The organism is Limnohabitans sp. 103DPR2, from assembly GCF_001412575.1.
Taxonomy (GTDB): Bacteria; Pseudomonadota; Gammaproteobacteria; order Burkholderiales; family Burkholderiaceae_C; genus Limnohabitans_A.
Genome location: NZ_CP011834.1, coordinates 2,912,957 through 2,935,918 on the forward strand (window position 1 = coordinate 2,912,957; position 22,962 = coordinate 2,935,918).

Genomic DNA, 22,962 nt, shown 5'->3' on the forward strand with positions numbered 1-22,962 from the left:
TAAGTTTGAAGCTTCGATTTGCAAATTATAGGGATGCTTACAGTTCAGCGAAAGCAGGGAATGAATTTAAAAGTATTCATTTCCATTCAAATCGGCAAGGTACTCATCCCCAGAACTGATAAGGCATGCCGGCAGTGGCCAAGCCCACCACATCCACCATGGCTTTGTTCAACGCACTCTCTTGCGCATAAATGGCCATGGCCGTTGTATTCGAATAAGCGTTGGGGTCAATCACCAGGCCAGGCACATTGGACTGCAACAATTGCGCAACCGTTGCCTTCGAAGCTCCAGGACCCACGCGTGCATCCAGCGCCAGCAATGTCAAATCTTCGTAGCTCATGTTGCGGTCAAAGTAGAACAGCCCAATGCCACGATAAGCCATGTTGGCCAAGCCTTCTTTGCCAAACACCGCGCCTAAAATTTTGACGGTGCGTCCAGCACTTTCGTTGTCGGCAGAATCCAAAGCCCAAGCCGTGTCCGTAAAAAAGACACGCTCGGTGTTTTGCAATTCCACGCTGCCCAATGTGTTGTTGACTGCCGCGACATTCCAAAATCCAGCGCTAGTGTCTTTTGCAATCTTGAACTCATTTGAAGATTTCCAAATGCGCAACAAGTCGAGACCAGCGCCACCGTCCACAATGTCGTTGCCCCCCACAAATGTGAAGGCGTTGTTTTGCTGATTGCCGATGATCACGTCGTCAAAAGCTGTACTGATCACGCCTTCAAGAAAGCTGCCGGCAGCAATGGAGACGTTGTTGAATTGCCGAGTACCGTCAACATCAAGACCAATGGAACTTGATTTCCCAGGACGCAGATCAATGTTGGCAGAGATGCTGACTGATGATGCGTCCAAAGTGTCTACACCGCCATCGTCAACGATCACCGTGCTGCCAGAGGTGTCCGTCAATTGATAAGTATTGTCAGCAGTGGCATAAGCTTTTGAGCCATAAAGGTAGCGCAAAGCTTGAAGGTCAAAATTACCAAACCAAGATGGCCATACGCCATTGTTGGTTGCGGCATTCACATCCAACATCACCGTGTTGCTGGTCGTCGAGAACGCGTTCAACAAAACGGTAGCGCCGGACCTGTCCGATTCGGTTAAGGGGTGTTGCAATCCAAGAGCATGACCCAATTCGTGCAACAACACGTAATAGCCTTCTTGGCCAGGACGCATCAAAGCAACAGTTTCTTGGTCTAACCACACATCGCCGGCGCGCGCGTCTCCCTTGAATTCATCAGGGATGAACGAATAGCCACGCGTATTAGACTGCTGATTGACACCCAGCCTAATTTGTCCCGCATCACCCATCACTTCTGAAAATGCCAAACCTGTTTGATTTTGGAGAACAGCAAATAAATCACGAATAGTTTGTTTCTGAGTATCTGTGAAAGCCGTAAAGCCCACACCACCTTCACCGCCGGAAGAAGGTGCTTGAGACAAGAAGCTGTACGTCACTGAGACTGGATTGCCAATTGCACCAGTTTGCCACCCCTTGTAGTTGCGCAACAAAGTCTCTTGGCCAATTTTTGATGTTTCAATCAGAGACATCAGGTCATAGGTTTTACTTGTATTCTTATCGTGATCCCACGAATTGAAAACTTCAATGTTTCTCAACTCATACAAAAACCCAGGTGAATTAGATTGGTAAACAATCACTTTTCTGGCGTCAGCTGACACCTGCACCATCACTTCACCTTGATTTTGATTTGAATTTAAACCCAAGGTCACCTGGTCATTACCACCACGACCATCAATCAGAATCAAGCCCTTTTGGCCGTTCTTAAAATTCCAAGTCCAAGGGCTCATCCAAAATGCATCGTCCCCCGATGAACCGTACCCCTGATCGCCGTCTTGTTTAAAACCATGCACTTGATGCACATTGATCAATGTGTCGCGCGTGCCAAATCCATCGAGGGCATAGCCAGCTTCCATGTCAACATAAATGGGATTAGAAGAAGACCAATACCACACTGTGGCATCCCACCTACCAAAATCGGCAGGGACAGTGATCTTGTCATTGCCAGGGCCGCCTTGACCCGTGCCGCCCTTTTCAAAGGTGATTTCGTCGTCACCCTCCAGCGCGTCATAGTTCTCACCCTTTTTGACGGTGTAAAAGTCTTTACCTGCTGTGCCTTTAACGTCTGCCATTGCTTTTCCTTCGAATTCTTAAACAAAACCAATGGTTCGTTGCGCAAAATTGGCCAAGTTGGGCATTACCGCCAAGGCTTGAGCAGGCGTTAAACCCAACCACCCAACCAAGTCGGCCATGAATTGATCTGATGAGAATTGTGGTAGCCATTGGCCCCGATAGGGCTGCCACAGAGAAGCATCGTCGACACCTCCTGTTTGCAAAGTCGGGAAGGTATTGCCATAGACCACACCGCCTTTGATGGGGCCACCCATTGCAAACCAATGATTACCCCAAGCGTGATCAGAGCCACCACCGGCAGCAGGATCCAGCGTTCTTCCAAACTCACTCATCACCACGGTGATGACATCGTTGTTCATGCCATAGGCTTGAATGGATTTATCGAAGGCTACCAGGCTATTGGTGACATCGCCTATGCGAGTTTCCAAACCAGGGTTGTTCATGTTCGTGGACAGTTGGTCGGTGTGGGTGTCATACCCTCCGTCTTGCACCAAGTAAATTTGTCGGCGTGCACCTGACTGTTTGGCAAAGGCTAAGTTGCGTGCCAAGTAACGTAAATCGCGACCAATTTGCACGTCTGCGAAATTACCGGCTGGCTCGGCCCCATAACTTTGCCCCTGCGCAAACAGCACTGTGTCCGAGTATGCTGAGCGAAGGCTTCTAGAAAACTCGGTGTCGTAAACATTGCCAGACTGCAAGCGACTGGCCCACTCCACCCTTTGACGCGCAACGCTTGTTGGATCTGCAAGATCTGCCATACCCCAACGAGCACCACTGCCACTGTTGGCCAAACTCAAGGAAGTGCTTCGACCAACCACTGCCGTGTAATCGCGTGCCATGGCCACCAAGGGCTGAAAGTTTTTCATGTCGCTGGTCATGGCGTCCATGGTGCGGCCACCCCAACCACTGGTGTCTTCTTCACCCATCCAGCCTTGTACCCATTGCTCCTGTTCTGCATGAGAACCTAAAAAAGGAGGCAACTTGACGCTGTTGTTTTTCAGTTGTGCCATGGTGGTAGGTTGCACCAATGCACCAGCATTGGCGATCACGGCTACGCGCTTTTGCTCAAACAAATCGGCAAAGGCTCGGTTGGCTGGCGACAGCCCAAATTTGTGGCCAATGTGCGAACCCGACAAGCTCACAAAGCTGTCTTTGGGCAATGCCAACGAAGGCCGCGCTTTGGCATAGTCGTTGTAGGCACCGTCCAGCGGAACCAAGACATTGTTACCGTCGTATCCGCCTGACAAAAAAACCACCACCAAAGCTTTGTAATCAGCAGCTTGGACATTCTTGACAGTGGCCAAAGTCGAGGCAATACCTGCCAGTGATACAGCACCTGCATGCGCTAGGAAATCTCTGCGATTGATCATTTTGAAACTCCAAAAGCGGGGGTCACTGCAGCCATGTCCAACATCGAACCCATGAGCGACAAACCTTGATTTCGATTCCAGTAATTCTTGTGTGCATCGATGAAGCTCTTGCCCACACTGGCCGATAAAGCACCACGGAAATAACGCTCGCTCATCAAATCCACCAACTTTTCATCAGACACAGCCTGCGCAGCCTTGAATGTTGCAACATCACAACCAGCTTCATTCAAAGTTGTTTCATTTTGAAATGCCCAATTGAAGAAACTCATGCGACTTGAAAATTCCATAGAGTTCAACATCTTTTGTTCAGGCGCCAAAACATTGGTGCCCTGTGTTCGGTGATTTGGCGGGTAAAAATTGAACACTGAATACGCATTGAAAGGCGTTTGATTGCGACTTGAAATAACCTGATTAGGACGATTGGTTTCTCGCACAGCCACTTTGCATCCCAAGCCCCTGAAGCCCGATGTGTAAATCAGCAGCGGATCTTTGATGCGTCCAAAGTTTGCGGGCGACTTGCCATACACATCACCCGTCCTAGCTTCTGGGTCCATCAAAATAGCAGTGATCACCTTTCCAAGGTTGCCATTGGTGTCTCTGAACACAGTAGCCACCCGTTGCAAATAGGCCGGCGATGGATCGCTGGTGGTCATCCCCTGTATCAGACGCAAAGAAACAAATGGGGCTGTATTTGGATGAGTTACCAAAATTTCAACAAGACTGTCCAAATCTTTTTCAATAGATTGGCCCGCTGGAATAGTTTTACCCAAAAAAGTTTTACTGCCCGTATCGTGCCTGTTGGTGTCACCGATCATCGGCTTGTCGTAGTTTGCCCAATTGCGGTTGGTGTTGAGATTGGTGGGATTGGGCACAAAGTTCCAGCCCGTCAATGCACGGGTGATTTCAATCACATCTTTCTGAGAATAGGTTTCAAGTATCTTTCCACTTGCGTCACGCTTTGGGGTTCCATCCAAATTCAATTGAACCAAGCCCACCGAAAACAACTGCATCAGTTCTCGACCATAGTTTTCATTGAGTTGCCACTTTGTGTTTTGACCGTTGTCCAAGTAACTTCCCATGGCGGGGTTTCGACTTAAACTTTTCAACAAATCACCATACTGACCAAACGCGTTGGTCTGTAGCATGTTGAAGAACTCCAGCGCGCCAAACTCAGCAACTTTGCGGGTTGAGATCACCAAAAAATTAGAGAGTGTCCACATCGTCTTGATGCGCAATTGATCCTCACCCCCAATCAAGGTATTGAACAAATTGAGGTAATAAAAATCACGCATGCGGTCGCCAGCAGGCTTGTCCAGTTGATCGTCGTAGTTCTGCATGCTGACAGGCGTCAGAATCTTGGTAGGTGTCATGCTCATTTGTGAAGCAATCCATGTCTGCATACCCTGCGCCTTGACCTGCGCCACCGATGCAGGCGATGGCCCCATGGCTGCCTGCTCCAAAAAGCGCGAAGCCGCATAGTGCGTCACTGCAGTAGGTGCGCTCACTGCACTAACTTGTCCCGACAAATTGGCTGTACCCGCTACATCTTGCCCGCCACAACCTGCCAAGAACAATGCCATGCCGGTGCACAGCCAAGATAACTTCAATTTCATATCGCTCTTCCTTGTCTTTGCCAAGCTCAGCCTGGCATTTGAAACGCCAAGCCTGTTGTCGCCAAACCTGTTAATTGCGGTGTGATGGGGTTCAAAGTAAGTTCAGATGCAAACACCGCCAAACTGTCAGCGGTATACGCACCACTGGCAATCCATCCCACATACTTGTCTTTTTCACTTTGAACGGGCAACACGCCGGTTAAGCGCTCGTACACAAACGACACCACTTTTTCTGGATTGCCAGCATCGCTGCCCAAACGAATCTTCAGTGCTTCATGCATCAATTGCGCGGCACTGAATTGCTTGTTGTCTAAATAATCCAAGCAAATACCAACGTACGCTGGCACATTCACAGCGTCTGTTCCAAATACCAAAGAAAGTGTTTTGGCAGCAACGCCTGCACGACCGTCCAAGTCAAAAGCCAAACCCTTGTCGGCAAATTGCAGTCGTTCAATGTTGAGCAACCAATCGGTGCCTTCAGAATAATTGGCACTGCCCACATCCATGCCATTCACGCCTGGCGTGATGACGTAATTGGAAATGGCTTTGTCATAGACCACGGTGTCGATGCCGGGGCCGCCATCAAAATTGTCTTTGCTCGGTGTGTTGATGTAGCGGTCCGCAATTTCCAAGGACACCACTTTGTCCGAAAACTCTACCGCCTCCACATTGCGAAGCACAAGTTTGTCAGAACGAGACGCACCCGACACCGCATCCAAATAAGTGGTGCCCTGCGTGGTGGTCAGTTTGAATTTAGAAGCCGGCCAAAACACATAGACCGTGTCGAAGCCTTTTTTGCCGTCGATGTAATCGGAGCCACCTAGCGGACGAATGTAGTCGTCCAGATCGGTGCCATTGATGACTTCCGATCCCGTGCTTAACTTTCCGACAATCTCATTGAGCAATGGTTTTCCTAGGCTAGGAGAAAAACCCAAACTCTACCTGAAATAGGCTGTTTATTTATGAAAAATATAAGGAACTAGGGGCATTTCCCAATGCCCTTCTACGCCCCATCAAGCGCTTTGAACGCTAAAGCCCAGCAGGCTGAATTGCCTCAGTTGCCCGCCAAGCTGGCGTTCACCTGCTCCACCGACGTCAAAGCATCATCACCCACCAGGGACGCCAAGCGCACCTTAGAGAGCAAGAACACCATGCGAGCTTGCGCCAAATCACGCAAAGCCAGGGTGTATTGCTGCTGCGCGTTCAACACATCCAATTGGGTCCGGGAGCCGGCCTTCAAGGACATTTGGGTGGATTTCATCATTTGCTCAGCCGAACGCGCAGCTTGCTCGAGTGCTCGCACGCGCAAGATGCCTTCGGTCACACCGCGGTATTCCTTGTGCACGCGTACACCCAAGTCGCGGCGCAAGGCTTCCAGCGTTTCTTCGGCACGCGTTTGTTCGGCAACGGCTTGGCGAATGGTGGAGTTCACATAACCGCCAGAGTACAACGGAATGTTCAGCTGTAAGCCAATGGTTTTATTTTCGTACCGAGAATTCACGCGGGTGATGTTTTCACTGCCGCTGTTGGACCACTGGGCCACAGCATCCAAGGTGGGCAAATGACCCGCTTGGGCTTTGCTGACTTCACGACGCGCCGCGTCTAAGCGAGCTTGCATGACTTTGATTTCAGGGCTGGCTTCTTCGGCTTTGCGGGTCCAGTCATCCAAGTTGGCCGGCTCGGGCATGCTCAATTGAAGGGCTGCCACATTCAGTTTGGCAATTTGAGTCACGGGCTGATTGATCAAGGTTTCCAATTGACGGCGTGTCAGCTCTTGGTTTTGGCGCGCTTCCAATTCTTGCGCTTTGGCCATGTCCAAACGGGCCTTGGCATCGTCCACGTCGGTGCGAGTGCCTGAACCTGCAGCCAAGCCTTTTTGTGCAGCGTCGACCAAAGCCGTGTAGGTTTTGATTTGCGCTTGCACCAGCTCCAACTGCTCGTCGGCCATCAGGGTTTCAAAGTAAGCCCCGGCCACACGCACCACCAGGTTTTGCAAATCGCGGTCGAGGTTGGCTTCGGCTTCTTCCACCACCGATTTGGCTTGTTGAAACTGCAACCAGCGTTGCATGTTCATCAGCGGTTGGCGCAATTGCACCGTGCGGTTGTCACTGAAGTATTTGTCGTTGGTGGTTACTGGCGTGCCCAAAATATTGGGTGCCGTGGTGTTAAGGTCGTTGCTGTTGCGACCCGCACTGGCAGAAACCTGTGGCAACAAACCCGCACGGGCTTGAGGCAAACGCTCACGGCCAGAATCGGCCGCAGCGCGAGAGGCGCGAATGACAGAGTCTTGCATCAAAGCAGCTTCGTAAACCTGCTTTAAATCCATCACATTGGACTGCGCCCAAGAGGCCAGTGCCGCGCAAGACAGCGCGCATGCGAGCGCCGACTTTGCAAAAAACAAGTGCAATTTCATCACTCTTCCTTCAAAGAAGCGGCCATGCGCTTGGTCAGGGGGTGCAGCAAGTAAGTCAACAAGGAACGCTCACCTGTTTTGATCACAATCTCGGCAGGCATGCCGGGCTGCATCTGGCGTGAGCCCAAGGTTTTCATGCCAGAAGGTGTTACTTGTACACGGGCCAAGTAATACGCAAACTGGGGCTGCTGCGGATCGCTCAGCAAGTCACCCGACACCGACATCACTTTGCCTTCCACCACCAACTGGGGTGAATGCGCGAAGGAATTGAAGCGAATGTCGGCCGACAAACCGGTGTTCACTTTGTCAATCAAGTGCGGCGGAATGTGCGCTTCCAAAAGCAAGGTTTGGTTCTCTGGCACCACATCCAACAGTTTCTGGCCAGGCTGCAGCACCGCGCCCACGGTTTGCACAGTCAGGCCCACCACTTGGCCACTGGCGGGTGCTTTGATTTCCATGCGGTCCAAATCAGCGGTGACCGCCACATATTTTTCTGCGTCGGATTGAACTTCACGCGTCACATCGGCCAACTGCGTTTCAATTTCTTTACGGTACTCTTGTTTGCGGGCCAAGGCACGTTGTGTCAGTTCAGCCACTTGGCGTGACACGCGCATGCTGTTACCGGTCAGGTCGGCAATGGCCGCATTGGACTCGGCCACCATGCGCTCCAGTTCCAACTGACGATTGCGAGGTGCGTAGCCCTCTTTCACCATGCCGCGGGTGTTGGTGAGTTCTTCAGTCAGCAAAGCCAACTGACTGCGGCGCTGAACCAAAATGTTTTGATAAGAATTCAACTGCTCTTTCAGGCCTTGAATGCTTTCTTCAATGCCCTGCAAATCGGCCGCCAATGCCGCACGACGCGCTTGAATCAACTGCTGCTGTGTGGTCACTTGTTGCTTGATCAGCGGATCGTTCATGGCCGCTTTGACGTCCGGATGAAAATCAATCACATCACGGCCGGCTTGCTCTGCAAACAAGCGGCTTTGCATGGCACGGTAGCCCAAGTAACGTTGGCGCACGGCTTCGTAGTTGGCCTTGGCCACCGCACCGTCTAAGCGCAGCATGGGCTGGCCCTCTTTCACTTGTTGGCCTTCTTGCACCAGCACTTCTTTCACAATGCCACCCGACAAATGCTGCACCGTTTTGCGCTTGGTGTCCAAGGTCACCATGCCTTGCGTGGGCACGCCTTCGTCTAGGGGTGCAAAGCCTGCCCACAGCAAGAAGCCGCCAAAGCCCACCGCCAACACCAGCAAGCCAGTGCGTGCCACGGCACGTGTGTCGGAGGATGCGCGCGGTGCGCCGTCGTCGTTAGAAGTCACCACTTGCGCATCTTGCACAAATGATTTCAAAGATGGGTTCAAGTTTGGTTTGGCCATGACAGTCTCGATTTAAGTGTCAAACAATATTAGGAATTAGAAGAAGGGTTGCCATCTGCTGAAGGCGCAGGGGGCGTTGCTGGCGGCGCAACTTGCGCAGTCTGTGCAGCCTGTGCTGCTTCACGTTGTTGTTGCAATGCCGCCAGCACACCATCGCGCGGGCCGCTGGCCTGCACAGTGCCTTGATGCAAGATCAGGAGGCGATCGGCCACACCCACAATGCCTGGGCGGTGACTGATCAGCACCACGGTTTTGCCTTTGGCTTTGAGACCTTGCACCGCACGCACCAGGGCGTTTTCACCTTCATCGTCCAGGTTGGCATTGGGTTCGTCCAACACCACCAAGGCCGGCTCGCCATACAAAGCACGGGCCAAGCCAATGCGTTGACGCTGACCACCCGACAGCAAACCACCCGCTTCACCCATGGGCGTGTCGTAGCCCTTGGGGAATCGCAAAATCATTTGATGCAAGCCAGAAGCTTCGGCGGCGGCAATTACTTTTTCAGAAACCACTTGGCCAGCGCGCGCAATGTTTTCTGCAATGGTGCCGTCAAACAATTCAATGTCTTGGGGCAAGTAACCAATGTGGGGGCCCAACTCCATGCGGTCCCAATTCAAAATGGGTTGACCGTCTAGCAACACCTCGCCACCAGTGTGGGGCCAAATGCCCAACAACACCCGCGCCAAAGTGGATTTACCAGAACCCGACGCACCCAACACCACCGTCACGGTGCCTGCGGGCATGATGGCGCTCACGCCTTTCAAAATCGGCTCTTTGCGACCTGGTGCAGAAGCCACCACATCCTTCAATGCCACATCGCCTTTGGGCACCACACCCATGGATTCTTTGTTGCGCAAAGGATGCGCCTGAAGCAAATCACGCAAGCGCACATAAGCTTCTTTGGCACTCAAGAAACCTGTCCAAGTGCCCACCATCAAATCGATTGGTGCCAAAGCGCGTGTGGTCAACACGTTGGCGGCAATCATGGCGCCCGGTGACAACTCACCTTGAATCACCAACAAAGCACCACCGCCCAAAGCCAGCGACTGCTGCGTGTAACGCACAAACTTGCTCCAGGCCACCACACGGCCGGCCACGGCTTGGGCATTCAAAGCACTGCCCATGGCTTTGGCATTGCGCTCGGACCAGCGGCGGTACAAGTGGCTCACCATGCCCATCGATTCAATCACTTCAGCGTTGCGAAATTTGCTTTGCAAATAACCGCCCACGTCTTGCTGCGATTTGCTGGCTTCTGCTTGCGCAGGCTTGGTGGCTTGGCTACCCCACCAGGCCAACACCGCTTGCACCAAGCCAAAGAAAATGGCCATCACGCCCAACCAAGGGTGCAACATGAACAGCACCCCAATGTAGATGGGCGCCCAAGGTGCATCAAAGAATGCAAAGATGCCGTTGCCGGTTAAGAACTGACGCACTTCGGTCAGGTCGTTGAACGAGCGTGAAGGATTGCTCACTTCAGGATTCAAATACGCTTCGTAGCTGGCATGGAACAAACGCTTGCTGAGCAACTCGTCCAAACGCACGCCCGAGCTCACCAGCAACTTAGAACGCGACCACTCTGCAAAGGTGAGCACGCCAAAGAAGAACAGGGTAATCAAAGACACGGCAATCAAAGTGCCGGTGCTTTGGCTCAACATCACACGGTCGTAGACCTGCAACATGTAAATGGTGGGTGTGAGCATCAGCAGGTTGGCCACCATGCTGAAAATACCCGCCACCATGAACTCATAGCGGAAGCCCCACAGCGTGCGCGACAACTCGTCGCGGTTCATCATTTCTGGAATCTTCATGATTTAGCTTTCTGTTGCAACGCGGCCAGCACTTCATCGCGGGGGCCAAAGGCTTGCTGTGCGCCGTCGCGCATGATCAGCATCTTGTCTGCCACTCCTAGCACGCTGGTGCGGTGGGTCATCACCACAAAGGTGGTACCGAGTTGTTTCAATGCGGCAATGGCATTGGCCAAGGCCAAGTCGCCGGCTTCGTCCAAACTGGAGTTGGGTTCGTCCAGCACCACAAACACCGGCTTGCCATACAGCGCACGGGCCAAGCCCACACGCTGACGTTGACCGCCCGACAGCATGGCGCCATCGCGGCCCACGGGGCTGTTGTAACCCTCGGGCAAGGACATGATGAGTTCGTGCAAGCCCACCAAGCGCGCAGCAGCCTCTACTTGCACCATGTCAACTTCGCCAAAGCGCGCAATGTTTTCCGCCAAAGTGCCGTCGAGCAATTCAACGCCTTGTGGCAAGTAACCCAAATAAGGACCCAACTCTGTTTTGTCCCAAGTGTGAATGTCGGCGCCGTCTAAGCGCACCTTGCCGCCCATGGCTGGCCACAAACCCACCAACAAACGCGCCAAGGTGGTTTTGCCAGAAGCTGATGGACCGACCACGGCCAACACCTCACCCGGACTCAGGGCAAACTGCACGCCGCGCACAATGGGCACTTGCTGGCCTGGCGCACCCGCCATCAAACCTTCAACCGTTAAATATCCTTTGGGTGCAGGCAGCGGCATGGCTTCGGGCTTGGGTGGCACTTGCGCCAACAAGGCTTCCAAGCGACCCCATGCACCACGCACATTGACCACGCTGTTCCACTGCGCGACCAATTGACTCAATGGCGCCAGCACACGGCCGCCCAACACCGAGCCAATGATCATCATGCTAGCGCCACCATTCAACATGTTGTTGAGCATCAACCAAGCACCCAAGCCCAACAGCAATGAAGACATCACTTGTTGCACTGCCTTGGACATGGCCGTCCACAGTCCAGCACCAGACGAAGCCGTTGCCTGAAATGCCAAAAACTCGCGCTGACGCTTTTGCCATCTGCCATGCACAGCTTCCAGCATGCCCATCGATTCCATCACGTGGGCATTGCGCAGCGAGGCTTCGGCAAACTGCTGCGCACCAATGGCACTGCGATTGGCCTCACCCAAAGGCTTGCGTGTGGCCCGCTCGTTCATCCATGCCACCAAAATTTGAGCGATGGCACCCACAATGGCGGCATAACCCAACACAGGACTGATGGCAAAAATCAAAGCCAAAGCCACCAAGGCCACGGGGGCTTCCAACACCGCCATCAATGCGGGACTTGCCAAAAACTCGCGCACCGACTTCAAATCGTTCAGCACTTGCATCGAGCCGCCCACCTGGCGCTTCAAGAAGCCTTGAAACATGGCGTCGTAGACACGCTTAGAAAGCGCTTCATCAACTTGCACGCCAGCAGCACGCATCAAGGCACCACGCACTTTTTCTAAAAGTTCCATGACGGCGTAGGCCAACACAATCATCACGGTCAGCATGGCCAGGGTCATGCCGCTGCGGCTGTTCACCACGCGGTCATAAACTTCCAACATATAGACAGTGGGCGCCAGCGCCAGCAAGCTGATCAGCGTGCTAAAGCCAATGGCTTTCAAAATCACTGGCTTCAGTGGCTCAAAGGCCAAGGCCAGTTCGGATGGGGGTGTTTGGGGCTTCATGCAGCAACCTCAATAGAGACGTAATCGGGAATGGGCGACTGGGGCATCAGTGCCGCAGGTACCGCTGAATCAGACAAAGCCACTTGCCCGTCCAAAGCCGCTTGGGCTTCTTGTTGGGTGAGGGCTTGTTGGCTTTCAAGCCAGAAGGCCAGCTCGTACAAGCCGTCCAATCTGCGAGTTAATGAAATTTCGCGTAATTTAGAAACTTTAAACAGCAAAAGCTGCGTTTCTGGCAAAGTTAATTCAAAGTGCATGCGACCGTCCAGCGTGAACAAGGACAACTTAGAGCCCTTGATGCTGAGCGTGTGACGATCGAAGTAAACCGGGCAACTGTTGGCAAATTGCAGCAAAGGCAATGGTTTATCGCCTAACTTCGCCAAACTGAAAGGACTGGCCGGCATTTGAAACACCATGCGCGACGTGCGCGACACGGCATAGATGGCATTGCACACCATTTGCGAGCCCAAAGCAGGAAACTTCTCGCGCAGTGCTCGGTAATGCATGTGATGCAAAGCCACCCGGTTCCAAACGCGCGTGCGCTGAACTTCAGGCGCCAAGGCATTGCACACCTCGGCAAAAGCCGACTGCAAAGCCTGCAGCCGGGCAAATTGCTCGGGCGTGGTGTTGAGGGGAACGCGTACAACTGAATTCATATAGGAACGGATTCTAAACCTTCCTATATGAAGTTTTCAAGTGCTTTTTGAAATTATTTTCAGGTAGCGTTCAATCAGACCCAAGGTAAGCATGAAAGTTCATACCCTCGCTAACAAGCACCACCCTGCGGCAAGCCACCGGCAACTCCTTGCCACTTCCCCCTCTCAATCAGCAGGCGCAAATCTTGCTCATACGAAGTCAAATGACCCAGACTGTCAGCGATTTGACGGCGCCCCGCCCTCAAGTTTCAGACTTTCGTGACGATTTACGGACAGAGAAATAGCCCATGCAGAAAGCTTGAAAACGCCATGACATTCACAAACTTCACCCAACACCCCCTTGCGCGCGCGACATTTGCAGCCGCATTGGGCTTGGCCATTGGCGGTTTAAGTGGCTGCGCCAGCCTCTTAAATGACGACACCCAAGAGCTGACAGTTCGCGTGATGTGCAGCGGCAAAGCCGTTCAAGCCTATTGCCGCGCAGAAAACACCAAGGGCAGCTGGACTTTCAATTCCCCAGGCAAAGTGGTGGTGGCCGGCGACAACCGCGGCCTCGACATCACCTGCAAAACCCAATTCAGCCAACCCATGACCGTCACAGCACCCGCCTTACCTTCATGGGAAATGGCTGGCAATGTGTTGGCCGGCGGCATCATTGGTGGCGCCGTAGACCTCTACAACAACAAGGGGTTGCGTTACCCCGAGAACATCGACATCTCTCACTCTCTTTGCAAGTGAACAACCCAGTGAACATCACCATGAACACCACAATGCGCGTCACCTTTGCCGCCCTGCTCACATCCCTCCTCGTTGCATGCGGCGGCGGTGGTAGTGCAGGTTGTTCCGCTGTGTTGGGCATCTTGCCTGGCACCGGTTGCAGCACCTCCAACACCCCCCCCGTGGCCAATGCCGGCGTGACACAAAACGTGTCGGTGGGCAGTTTGGTCACCTTGGACGGTAGCGGCAGCCGCGACGTCAACAACCAGTCGCTTACTTATCTCTGGCAAATGACTGCCACGCCTGCAGGCAGTTTGGCCGCTTTGTCTTCCAGCACCAATGCCAAGCCCACTTTCACGGCCGACATTGCAGGCACTTACACCATCACGTTGGTGGTGAACGATGGCAAAGCCAACAGCACCGTATCAACGGTCAGCGTTTACGCAAGCGTCAGCAACTCTGCCCCTGTGGCCAATGCAGGTCCTAACCAAAGTATTACCGTAGGCAGCGTGGTGACCTTGGACGGCACCGCCAGTACCGATGCCAACCGCGACCCTCTTACTTATAAATGGAGCTTGAGCAATGTGCCCACAGGCAGTGGTGCAACATTGAATGCCACTTACTCTCCCAACCCCCGCTTCACAGCTGACATGGTGGGCACCTACACAGCCATCTTGACAGTGAACGACGGCAAAGCCGACAGCTTGTCTTCTGTGGTGGTAATTACCGCCGCTGCAGCCAACTCGGCACCTGTGGCCAATGCAGGTGTTGCGCAAAGCGTTAAGCTTAACGACACCGTGACTTTGGACGGTACAGGCAGCTCGGACGCCAACAACGACTTCCTCACTTACAAATGGGCCTTGATTACCAAGCCCACTGGCAGCGCAGCCGTGTTGTCTTCTGGCACCTCATCTAAGCCTACGTTCCGCGCGGACGTCGCAGGCACCTTTGTGGCCTCACTCATTGTGAATGACGGCAAGGTCGACAGCCAAGCCGCGGCCACTACCGTCAGCGTGGCCACCGCCAACGCAGACCCCATTGCCAATGCTGGCCCTAACCAAAACGTGACTGTAGGCAGCTTGGTCACCTTGGACGGCACCAACAGCTCGGACGCCAACCGCGACCAACTGACCTACCGTTGGGTCATGATGTCCAAGCCCACTGGCAGCACCGCCACCTTGGCCAACCCCACTTCAGCCAAACCTACTTTTACGGCCGATTTGGTCGGAGCCTACGTGGTGAGTTTGATCGTGAACGATGGCCGCGTGGACAGCACCACCGTGGCCACCACAGTCACAGCATCTGTGGCCAACGCCGCACCAGTGGCCAATGCTGGCACCAACCAAAGCGTGGTGTTGGGCACAGTGACATTGGACGGCAGCGCAAGCTCTGACGCCAATGGCGACACCCTGACTTACAAGTGGGCCTTGCTCAGCAAGCCTACAAACTCCACAGCAGCTTTGTCTTCTGCCACTTCTGCCAAGCCCACCTTCACGGCCGACATTGCCGGTGTGTATGTGTTTAGCTTGCAAGTGAACGATGGCAAAGTCGACAGCGCGGTTACCACCGTTAGCGTCAATGCATCGGCAGCCAACGTAGCCCCTGTGGCCAACGCAGGCGCCAACCAAAACGTGGTGCTCGGCACCGTGACTTTGGATGGCAGTGCCAGCTCGGACGCCAATGGCGACACCCTCACTTACAAGTGGGCCTTGCTCAGCAAGCCCGCCAACTCCAACGCCGTGTTGGCTTCAACCACCTCTGCCAAGCCCACTTTCACAGCCGATCAAACGGGTGTGTATGTGTTCAGCTTGCAAGTGAATGATGGCAAGCTCGACAGCCCTGTCATCACCACAACTGTGACAGCCTCTGCGGCCAACGTCGCCCCTGTGGCCAATGCCGGCGCTATTCAAAGCGTGGTGTTGGGACCTGTCACATTGGACGGCAGCGGCAGCACCGACGCCAACAACGACACCCTCACCTACAAGTGGGTGTTGCTGGCCAAACCCATTGGCAGTACAGCTGTACTGAGCTCTACCACGACCGCCAAACCCACCTTCACTGCCGACCTGGTGGGTGTGTATGTGGCCAGCTTGGTGGTGAATGACGGCAAAGTCGACAGCGCCATTGTGACCACCACCGTGACAGCGGCCGTGGCCAATGTGGCACCGGTGGCCAATGCAGGTCCTTACCAAAACGTGGTGGCTGGCAACACAGCCACTTTGGATGGCTCGGCCAGTAGCGATGCCAATGGCGATGTCCTCACCTACAAGTGGGTGATGATTTCCAAGCCACTGAGCAGCACTGCCGTGTTGTCTTCCGACACCGCCATGCGACCTACTTTTGTAGCAGACCGTGCTGGTACCTACGTGTTCAGCTTGCAAGTGAGCGATGGCAAATTGAGCAGCACGCTCAGCTATGTCACCATCACAGCAGGTGCCGCCAACTTGGCGCCTGTGGCCAACGCCGGCTCTGCACAAACTGTGGTGCGCGGCGCTACTGTTACGCTGGATGGCTCGGGTAGCTCGGACGCCAACGGTGACACCTTGATTTACACATGGACCATGACATACCGTCCACCGACAAGTACAGCCACCTTGGGTGCGGGAACCAACTTGGTACGACCTACGTTTGTGGCCGATGTAGCAGGTGTGTATGTGTTCACCTTGATGGTGAATGACGGCAGCCTTAACAGCAACGTGGTGACGGTTGCAGTTACAGCCACACCTTAATATCAAGGCGATCTCTGATACCTAAGCCATTAAAAGCTTAGGGGGTCAGCAGCAATTCGGAAGCTTTCAATTGGGTCACGAGTCTTTCTCGTGGCCCAATTTCTATTTGGGGCACTACTTCTACGGCGGCCACCAATCGCTCGCGGCTTAGGTGCGCATAGCGGCTGGTGGTTTTGATGTCGGCATGGCCCAGCAGTTCTTGCACTTCGTACAAGCTGCGGCCAGCATTCACCAAATACGACGCAAAGCTGTGACGTAAATCGTGAATGCGAAACTCTGGCAAGCCAGCGCGAATGCGTGCGTTGTTCCAACTGTAAAAGAAGGACACAAAGGGCTCACCTGTTTTGGGGTTGGCAAAAATGGGCTGCTCGTCCAAGAAGCCTTCGCGTATGCGCAATCGCAAATGCTCTAGCACTTTCATGGCACCGGTGCTCAGTGGAATGTGCCGCACCTTGCCCGATTTGGTTTTGGGAATGCGCCAAGAGCGCTGCGCCCAATCAATGTCGCGCCATCGTGCATCCAGTACCTCGCGCTTGCGAGCGCCTGTGTAAATTAAGAACAGCACAATGTATTGCAGCATCTCACTTTCGCTTTGACGCACTGCTTCTAATAAGGCGATGGTCTGCTGCTCGGTTAGGTAGCGTTCAATTTTGTTGTCGTCTTTGATGTTCTTGATTTCTTTAACAGGGTTGCTGTCGATACCAGGCACTTTCCAGCGCAGTGCCAACGCAAATCCAAAACGCAACAAGACCAAAGCACGATTGCACGTGCCGCTAGCATATTCTTCGGCCTTCATCTTTTCTACAAACACTGCAATGTCAGGTGGCGAGATGCGACCCATGTGCAGGTGGCCCAACTTGGGTACCAAGTGATTGCGAATCATGGACTCATCGGTGTCCCAGCTGCGCTTGTAACTCTTGACGTAAGGCAAGTATTTGTCTGTAAAGAAGTCTTTGAGCAAAGGCCCAGCTTCATTGATGGCAGGCGCTTGTGGATCAACACCTTGCTTGGCTTGCCGCAGCAAGTTGATCACCATTTGCCGCGCTTCGTCGGTGCTAACAATGCGTGCATCACCCAATGTCACGACACGCAGTTTTTTCTCGTACCGGTACCTAAGCCTGAAACTCTTTCGACCGCTAGCAAGTGCATCCACGTAAAACCCACGAAGCTCGGAATCAAATACTTCCAAGTGGGATTTATCGGTTGGACAACTTACTGCAGAAATATATAAATCAGTAAGTAAGACTTTTGACACCTTCATCTCAATTTAATACTTAAAAATATTATTGAGAAGAACAACAACCCTTACCTCGTTGTCGTTAAACGACGCGTTGCGTCGTTGTGATGCCGTTGCATAAATTCGAACCTCTAAAAACTCTTAAGAATCAATGGCTTAAAAGCGGTCGAATTGTATGCTTACTACCAGTCTGGTAGACACAGTAAAAACCCCTAAAGCCTGCATTCCGCAGAGCGCATTGGCAACAGTGCGCTCTGTCGAGTGTGGGCTTTTTGCTTGACCGCTCGCACTCGGAATTCTTTGCAAAGAACTCTGAATTATCTGTAAACCCTTAAAAGGAAAAACAAATGGCAATCTCTACAAACGGTACAGTTCTGGCACGTGTTGCCGGTGCTTTGTACAACACACAAATGAGCAACGCGACTTACAACGAAGTCAAGGCGCTCGACCCAGCATCTTTGGTCAACACACTGTACGCACGCGACTTTGCAATGGCGACTGATTTGTCAGTTGCCACCACACTGGTCACAAACCTCGGTTTGACTTCAATTCCTGGCTTGGCTAACTGGGTTTCAGCTCAGCTGACTGCTGCAGGTGCTGGTAACAAGGGTGCAAAGATTGTTGATCTGCTCAATGGTTTTGCACAGATGACAGCTGACGCCACATACGGCGCATACGCAACTGCTTTCAACGCAACAGTTGATGCTTCTTTGGCATTGTCACAAACAACGGGCAACCTGGGCGGTACTTTTGCTGCGGCAGGTATCGTTGCAATTCCAAATGCAACTTTCACATTGTCTTCTGGCATCGACACTTTCGTTGGCGGCGCTGGCAATGACACATTCAATGCAGTCACAGGCACTTTCACATCACTCGACAACATCGATGGCGGCGCTGGTACAGATGCATTGAACGTTGTCAGCTCAGACTTGTCTGCAGCTGCTGGTGCAATCGTCAAAAACATTGAAACAGTTAACTTGGTTTCTACAGCTGCAATTACAGCTGCTGACGTGTCAGCTTGGACAGGCGTTAACAACCTGACTGTCTCTTCAAGTGCCAACATTGCTGGCGTTAAAGCTGCAGCAACAACTGACATTACGGTCAGTGGTGCATTGGCTGGCGTTACATTGAACGGCGGTAAAAACGTATCCGTGACAAACAGCACAGCTGGCAGCATTTCAGTTGGCGGTACAACTGCTGCAGCTGGTAACGTGACTGCTGCAAACACATTTGCAACAGGTACAGTGGCTGTTAAGGGCGCTGGCGTCTTGACTGCATCTGCAAAAGACGGCGCAATCACCTTCACAAACGGTTCAAGCATCGTTGCAACAGCTCCTGACGCAGTCGCTTTAGCTACGCAAGTTGCCAATACTGCAGCTAAGACAGCAGCCAACGCTGCAAACGTAAAAGCATTGGCAGACACAGATGCTTCTGGCGTTGCAAAATTGGCGGCAGCACAGAAAGTGACAGACTTAGGCACATTGGCTACCTCAATTGCAGCTGCAACTACAATTTCAGCCGCACAAGCTGCTGGTTCTATTCAAGCGGCAACCAAAGCTGCAGTAACAGCTGGTGCAATCACCGTTACAGACAAAGTGGCAATTGACGCTGCTTTCATCGCCGGTCTGGTAACTAGCACAGCCGCAGCTCGCACAGCTGCTCAAGCCTTGGTTACACCTCTGCAAACAGCTGCTTCCGCTGCTAGCACAGCAGCAGCTGCTGCAGACGTTGCAAGCGACGCAGCCATTTTGGCCGCTTCAAATGCAGCCGATGCAGTGGTGACAGCTGATACAGCTAAGGCAGCATTGGTTGATGGCGTTGTGGTTACAGCAACATCCAACACAGCGTTAACATCTGCCTCAATCAAAGGCAACTACGGTTCAGCTGGCAATGCCATCACTGACGCGTCTACTTTGAGCAACACACTGACAACCGTCACGCTCGAAAACGCTGGTACAACAACTATCACTGGTCAAGCTGTTGCTAACGTTTCCGCAACAGGCATGATCGCTGACGTGACTGTCGTTAACACAGCACCTGCACACACACAAAACTTCACTGTGAGCGGCGTAACAGCAGGTACTTACACAGATGCAAATGCAACTACAGTGAACATCGTGAGCAATGGTTCAGCAACCAATGTGTTGACAGGTTTGTCAGCAACTTTGGCAACCAAAGTTAACTTGTCTGGCGCAGCTGGCCTGACATTTGGTACAACAACATTGGCTGCTGCCGCTGTGATTGATGCATCTGCTAACAGCGGTACAAACACCATTTCTGTGGGCTCTGGCCAGCAGTACATTGGTGGTACAGGTACAGATGTTGTGACAGCCAACAACGGCGTTGCACAAACTAAAACAGTTGACGGTGGTGCTGGTTCTGCCGACAAATTGATCTTGGGTAATGCAACAGACTTCGGTACAACTGCAGCAGCTGCCAAGTTCTTGAATTTTGAAGTTTTGCAAACTACAGTTAGCGCTGACGTGAGCAAGTTCACTGGCTCCGCTATCACTAGCGAATCCATGGTGGGCAACATTTCCTTGACTGGTTTGAATGCAACACAAGCTGCAAACATCACCATCACAGGTAACTCTACGCCAACTATCGGTGTAACTGGTTCTACCAGCGTTGGTCAGCTTGACACCGTTGGCATCAACGTCAACGACGGTTCTTCTACTGTTAACACGATCACATTGACAGCACCTGTTTTGGCTGGTGTTGAGACATTGAATTTGACAGCAACAGACAACGTGGTTGTATCTGCTTTGACAAGCGCAACAGCATTGACCAACATCAATGTGACAGGCGCTGGTACAACTAGCATCACAACAGGTGTTGTAGCACTCAATGTGAATACAGTGATCGACGCTTCTGCTGCAACCGGTGCAGTTACAGTTGATGCTTCGGCTTCTACAACCAACGGTTTGAAGATCATTGGTAGCGCTACAAAAGCCAACACATTGACAGGCAATGCTTTGTCAAGCATTCTGACTGGTGGCGCTGCTGCTGACACGATCACTGGTGGCGCTGCTGCTGATGTGATCAGTGCCGGTGAAGGCAACAACACCATTGCTGGTGGTGGTGGTGCTGACGTGATTACTGCAGGCAACGGCAACAACACTATTTCTGGCTTTAGCGGTGGTACCGTGACTGTTGGCAATGGTTACAACATCATCATCGGTGGTGCTGGTGCCGATACCATTGTTGTTGGTACAGGCGGTAACGTGATCACGGGTGCTGCTGGTGCAGATAAGATTACATTTGGCGCCCACGTTGCTGGCGTGATGGACGGTATTGTTTTGTCAGCCGCAGCTCAAACATATTCTGCTGCCACAGCAGGAACCATTGTTTCAGGTACAACTGCTTTGACAGGCATTGACGTTGTAACCGGCTTGAAAGCTGGCGACACTATTGACGTTTCTGCAGTCATCAACACAATTGCCGGTACTGCCGGTACTACGATTTCAGCCGCAGCTGGAACTACAGCCTCTTTGGTACGTGGTAACTTTGATGCAACAACCAACATCTGGACCACCAGCGCAACTGGTACAGATACATTGTTCGTTTATGACATTGACGGTGCTGGTGCCAACACAGTTGTTGAAGCAATTGCCTTGATCGGCGTTGTTGCTACAGGTGTTGCAGCTGCTGGTGTATTGTCTCTGGCCTAATTTGAATGAACTCAGAGTGATCTGAGTTCATTTGATCTGGTTAAACCCCACCCCTCACAAGGGGGTGGGGTTTTTTCGTCTATATTCTCGGCACACACTCAACTGCTGCAATCAGTCTTTCCCTGCTTAAATGCGCATATCTGCTGGTCGTCTTAATGTCTGCATGCCCCAGCAGTTCCTGCACTTCGTACAAACTCCGCCCGGCATTCACCAAGAACGATGCAAAGCTGTGTCTCAGATCGTGAACCCGAAGGTCTGGTAAACCAGCACGTTTTCGGGCAGCATCCCAGCTGAAGAAAATAGAAACGAATGGCTTTAAGGTATTTGGGTTTGGAAAAATATAGTCACAAGCGAAAGTGATTGTTTGCTGTGTTTTGGCTTCCATCAAAATATCTAGCGCTCCCAAAGACAATGGAATGTGTCGTATCTTGTTAGACTTATTTTTTGAGATTTTCCATGAACGTTGGGCCCAGTCTATGTCTGTCCATTTGGCATCCAACACCTCACGTTTGCGTGCGCCTGTATAAATCAAAAATGCCACAATCATGCGAAGCAATCGGTTGCTGCTGCTTCGCACAGCTGTCAGCAATTTGCTGGATTCCTCAGCAGTGAGGTAGCGCTCCATACGATTGTCATTTTTTAAGTAACGCACACCGTTAAAGCTATCAAGGCTAACACCAGGTACAGACCAACTGTGCGCCAACTTGTATGCATAACGCAGCAGCACCAATGCACGATTGATGGTGCCTGGTGCCAGTTGCTTGTATTTAAGCGTTTCAATGAATCCAGAAAAATCTAGTGCCGAGAGTTTCGCCATGGCCATCATCCCCAAGGCGGGCACGATATGCACTCGAATCATGCATTCATCAGATTGCCAACTGCGCTTGTAGCTGCGCACATATGGCAGATATTGCGATACCAAAAACGCTTCTAAAGTGATGAACGAAGCGGCATTGCGCTTACTTGTATTTCGAACTTGCACCAACCCAGCATGCCACAGCTTGCCTAATTGAATGGCCTGCAATGCCATAGTACGTGCCTGATGCACTGTCATCAGCTTGGCGTCGCCAATGCTTACTAGGCGCTTCTTGCCATCAAGCCAATAACGAACTCGATAGGTTTTTCGACCACTACAAAGCAGATCCAAATAAAAACCTTTGACTTTAGTGTCAAACACTTCAAGGTGCGTACGGCCAGAGGGGCAACTTAGTTCTTGGACCAAATGGTCGGTTAGTACTTTTACAACCATTGATCTACAGGAACGTTGATAGGTCAACGTCACGGATAAGTGGTCGGTGGAATGAATTGATTCGATGTAGAAATATTGACAACAATTTAAGTCTTTAAAAACAACAAGTTACAGCTGCTGAATTTACTCTATTAATTTGCTTACTACCAGTTTGGTCGTTAGCTACAAAAGTACACAAGAAGCCCGCATTCCGCAGAGCGCATTGGCAACAGTGCGCTCTGTCGAGTGTGGGCTTTTTGCTTGATCGCTCGCACTCGGTTTCTTTGCAAAGAAATCTAGTTTTTA

14 protein-coding genes are annotated in these 22,962 nt (G+C 52.2%); 3 read left to right on the forward strand and 11 right to left on the reverse strand.

Features of this window, described 5'->3' with window-relative positions:
- Window positions 1–103: 103 nt before the first annotated feature.
- From L103DPR2_RS14075 to L103DPR2_RS14115, 9 genes are all read right to left on the reverse strand, one after another.
- The gene (locus L103DPR2_RS14075; protein ID WP_055361719.1) at window positions 104–2,149 is read right to left on the reverse strand and encodes a M10 family metallopeptidase; all 2,046 of its coding nucleotides are present in this window, start codon (window positions 2,147–2,149) and stop codon (window positions 104–106) included.
- A gap of 18 nt (window positions 2,150–2,167) precedes the next feature.
- Entirely contained in the window at window positions 2,168–3,520 is a 1,353-nt protein-coding gene (locus L103DPR2_RS14080; protein ID WP_055361720.1) for a DUF1501 domain-containing protein, read from the reverse strand.
- Window positions 3,517–5,133, reverse strand: coding sequence for a DUF1800 domain-containing protein (locus L103DPR2_RS14085; RefSeq protein WP_055361721.1), 1,617 nt, complete (start codon window positions 5,131–5,133; stop codon window positions 3,517–3,519). The genes L103DPR2_RS14080 and L103DPR2_RS14085 overlap by 4 nt, the downstream gene beginning before the upstream one ends.
- A 26-nt stretch (window positions 5,134–5,159) precedes the next feature.
- Complete coding sequence (locus L103DPR2_RS14090; RefSeq protein WP_055361722.1) at window positions 5,160–6,038, reverse strand: hypothetical protein; 879 nt, start codon at window positions 6,036–6,038, stop codon at window positions 5,160–5,162.
- Window positions 6,039–6,187: 149 nt separating this feature from the next.
- Window positions 6,188–7,546: a TolC family outer membrane protein gene (locus L103DPR2_RS14095; protein WP_055361723.1), complete on the reverse strand. Its 1,359-nt coding sequence runs from the start codon at window positions 7,544–7,546 to the stop codon at window positions 6,188–6,190.
- Window positions 7,546–8,922 carry an HlyD family type I secretion periplasmic adaptor subunit gene (locus L103DPR2_RS14100; protein WP_055361724.1) on the reverse strand — a complete coding sequence of 459 codons (1,377 nt, stop codon included), beginning with the start codon at window positions 8,920–8,922 and terminating at the stop codon, window positions 7,546–7,548. The genes L103DPR2_RS14095 and L103DPR2_RS14100 overlap by 1 nt, the downstream gene beginning before the upstream one ends.
- A 29-nt stretch (window positions 8,923–8,951) precedes the next feature.
- Entirely contained in the window at window positions 8,952–10,730 is a 1,779-nt protein-coding gene (locus L103DPR2_RS14105; protein WP_055361725.1) for a type I secretion system permease/ATPase, read from the reverse strand.
- Window positions 10,727–12,421, reverse strand: a complete 1,695-nt coding sequence (locus tag L103DPR2_RS14110) for a type I secretion system permease/ATPase (protein ID WP_055361726.1) — start codon at window positions 12,419–12,421, stop codon at window positions 10,727–10,729. Before L103DPR2_RS14110 ends, L103DPR2_RS14105 begins: the two co-directional genes overlap by 4 nt.
- Entirely contained in the window at window positions 12,418–13,074 is a 657-nt protein-coding gene (locus L103DPR2_RS14115) for a hypothetical protein (RefSeq protein ID WP_055361727.1), read from the reverse strand. Before L103DPR2_RS14115 ends, L103DPR2_RS14110 begins: the two co-directional genes overlap by 4 nt.
- A gap of 309 nt (window positions 13,075–13,383) precedes the next feature.
- Here L103DPR2_RS14115 and L103DPR2_RS14120 point away from each other — a divergent pair, with 309 nt between their 5' ends.
- Both L103DPR2_RS14120 and L103DPR2_RS14125 read left to right on the forward strand, forming a co-directional pair.
- A complete protein-coding gene (locus L103DPR2_RS14120) occupies window positions 13,384–13,812 on the forward strand; it encodes a hypothetical protein (RefSeq protein ID WP_055361728.1) in 429 nt (142 codons plus the stop codon).
- A gap of 20 nt (window positions 13,813–13,832) precedes the next feature.
- On the forward strand, window positions 13,833–16,520 hold the full coding sequence (locus L103DPR2_RS14125) for a PKD domain-containing protein (RefSeq protein ID WP_156339921.1): 2,688 nt from the start codon (window positions 13,833–13,835) through the stop codon (window positions 16,518–16,520).
- A 37-nt stretch (window positions 16,521–16,557) separates the two neighbouring features.
- Here L103DPR2_RS14125 and L103DPR2_RS14130 read toward each other — a convergent pair whose 3' ends face one another.
- On the reverse strand, window positions 16,558–17,781 hold the full coding sequence (locus L103DPR2_RS14130) for a site-specific integrase (RefSeq protein ID WP_082466830.1): 1,224 nt from the start codon (window positions 17,779–17,781) through the stop codon (window positions 16,558–16,560).
- Between the two features lie 323 nt (window positions 17,782–18,104).
- Here L103DPR2_RS14130 and L103DPR2_RS14135 point away from each other — a divergent pair, with 323 nt between their 5' ends.
- The gene (locus L103DPR2_RS14135) at window positions 18,105–21,428 is read left to right on the forward strand and encodes a beta strand repeat-containing protein (RefSeq protein WP_055361731.1); all 3,324 of its coding nucleotides are present in this window, start codon (window positions 18,105–18,107) and stop codon (window positions 21,426–21,428) included.
- 79 nt (window positions 21,429–21,507) lie between these two features.
- Here the strand turns inward: L103DPR2_RS14135 and L103DPR2_RS14140 are convergent, their stop codons facing one another.
- Window positions 21,508–22,677, reverse strand: a complete 1,170-nt coding sequence (locus L103DPR2_RS14140; RefSeq protein ID WP_082466831.1) for a site-specific integrase — start codon at window positions 22,675–22,677, stop codon at window positions 21,508–21,510.
- Between the last annotated feature and the right edge of the window lie 285 nt (window positions 22,678–22,962).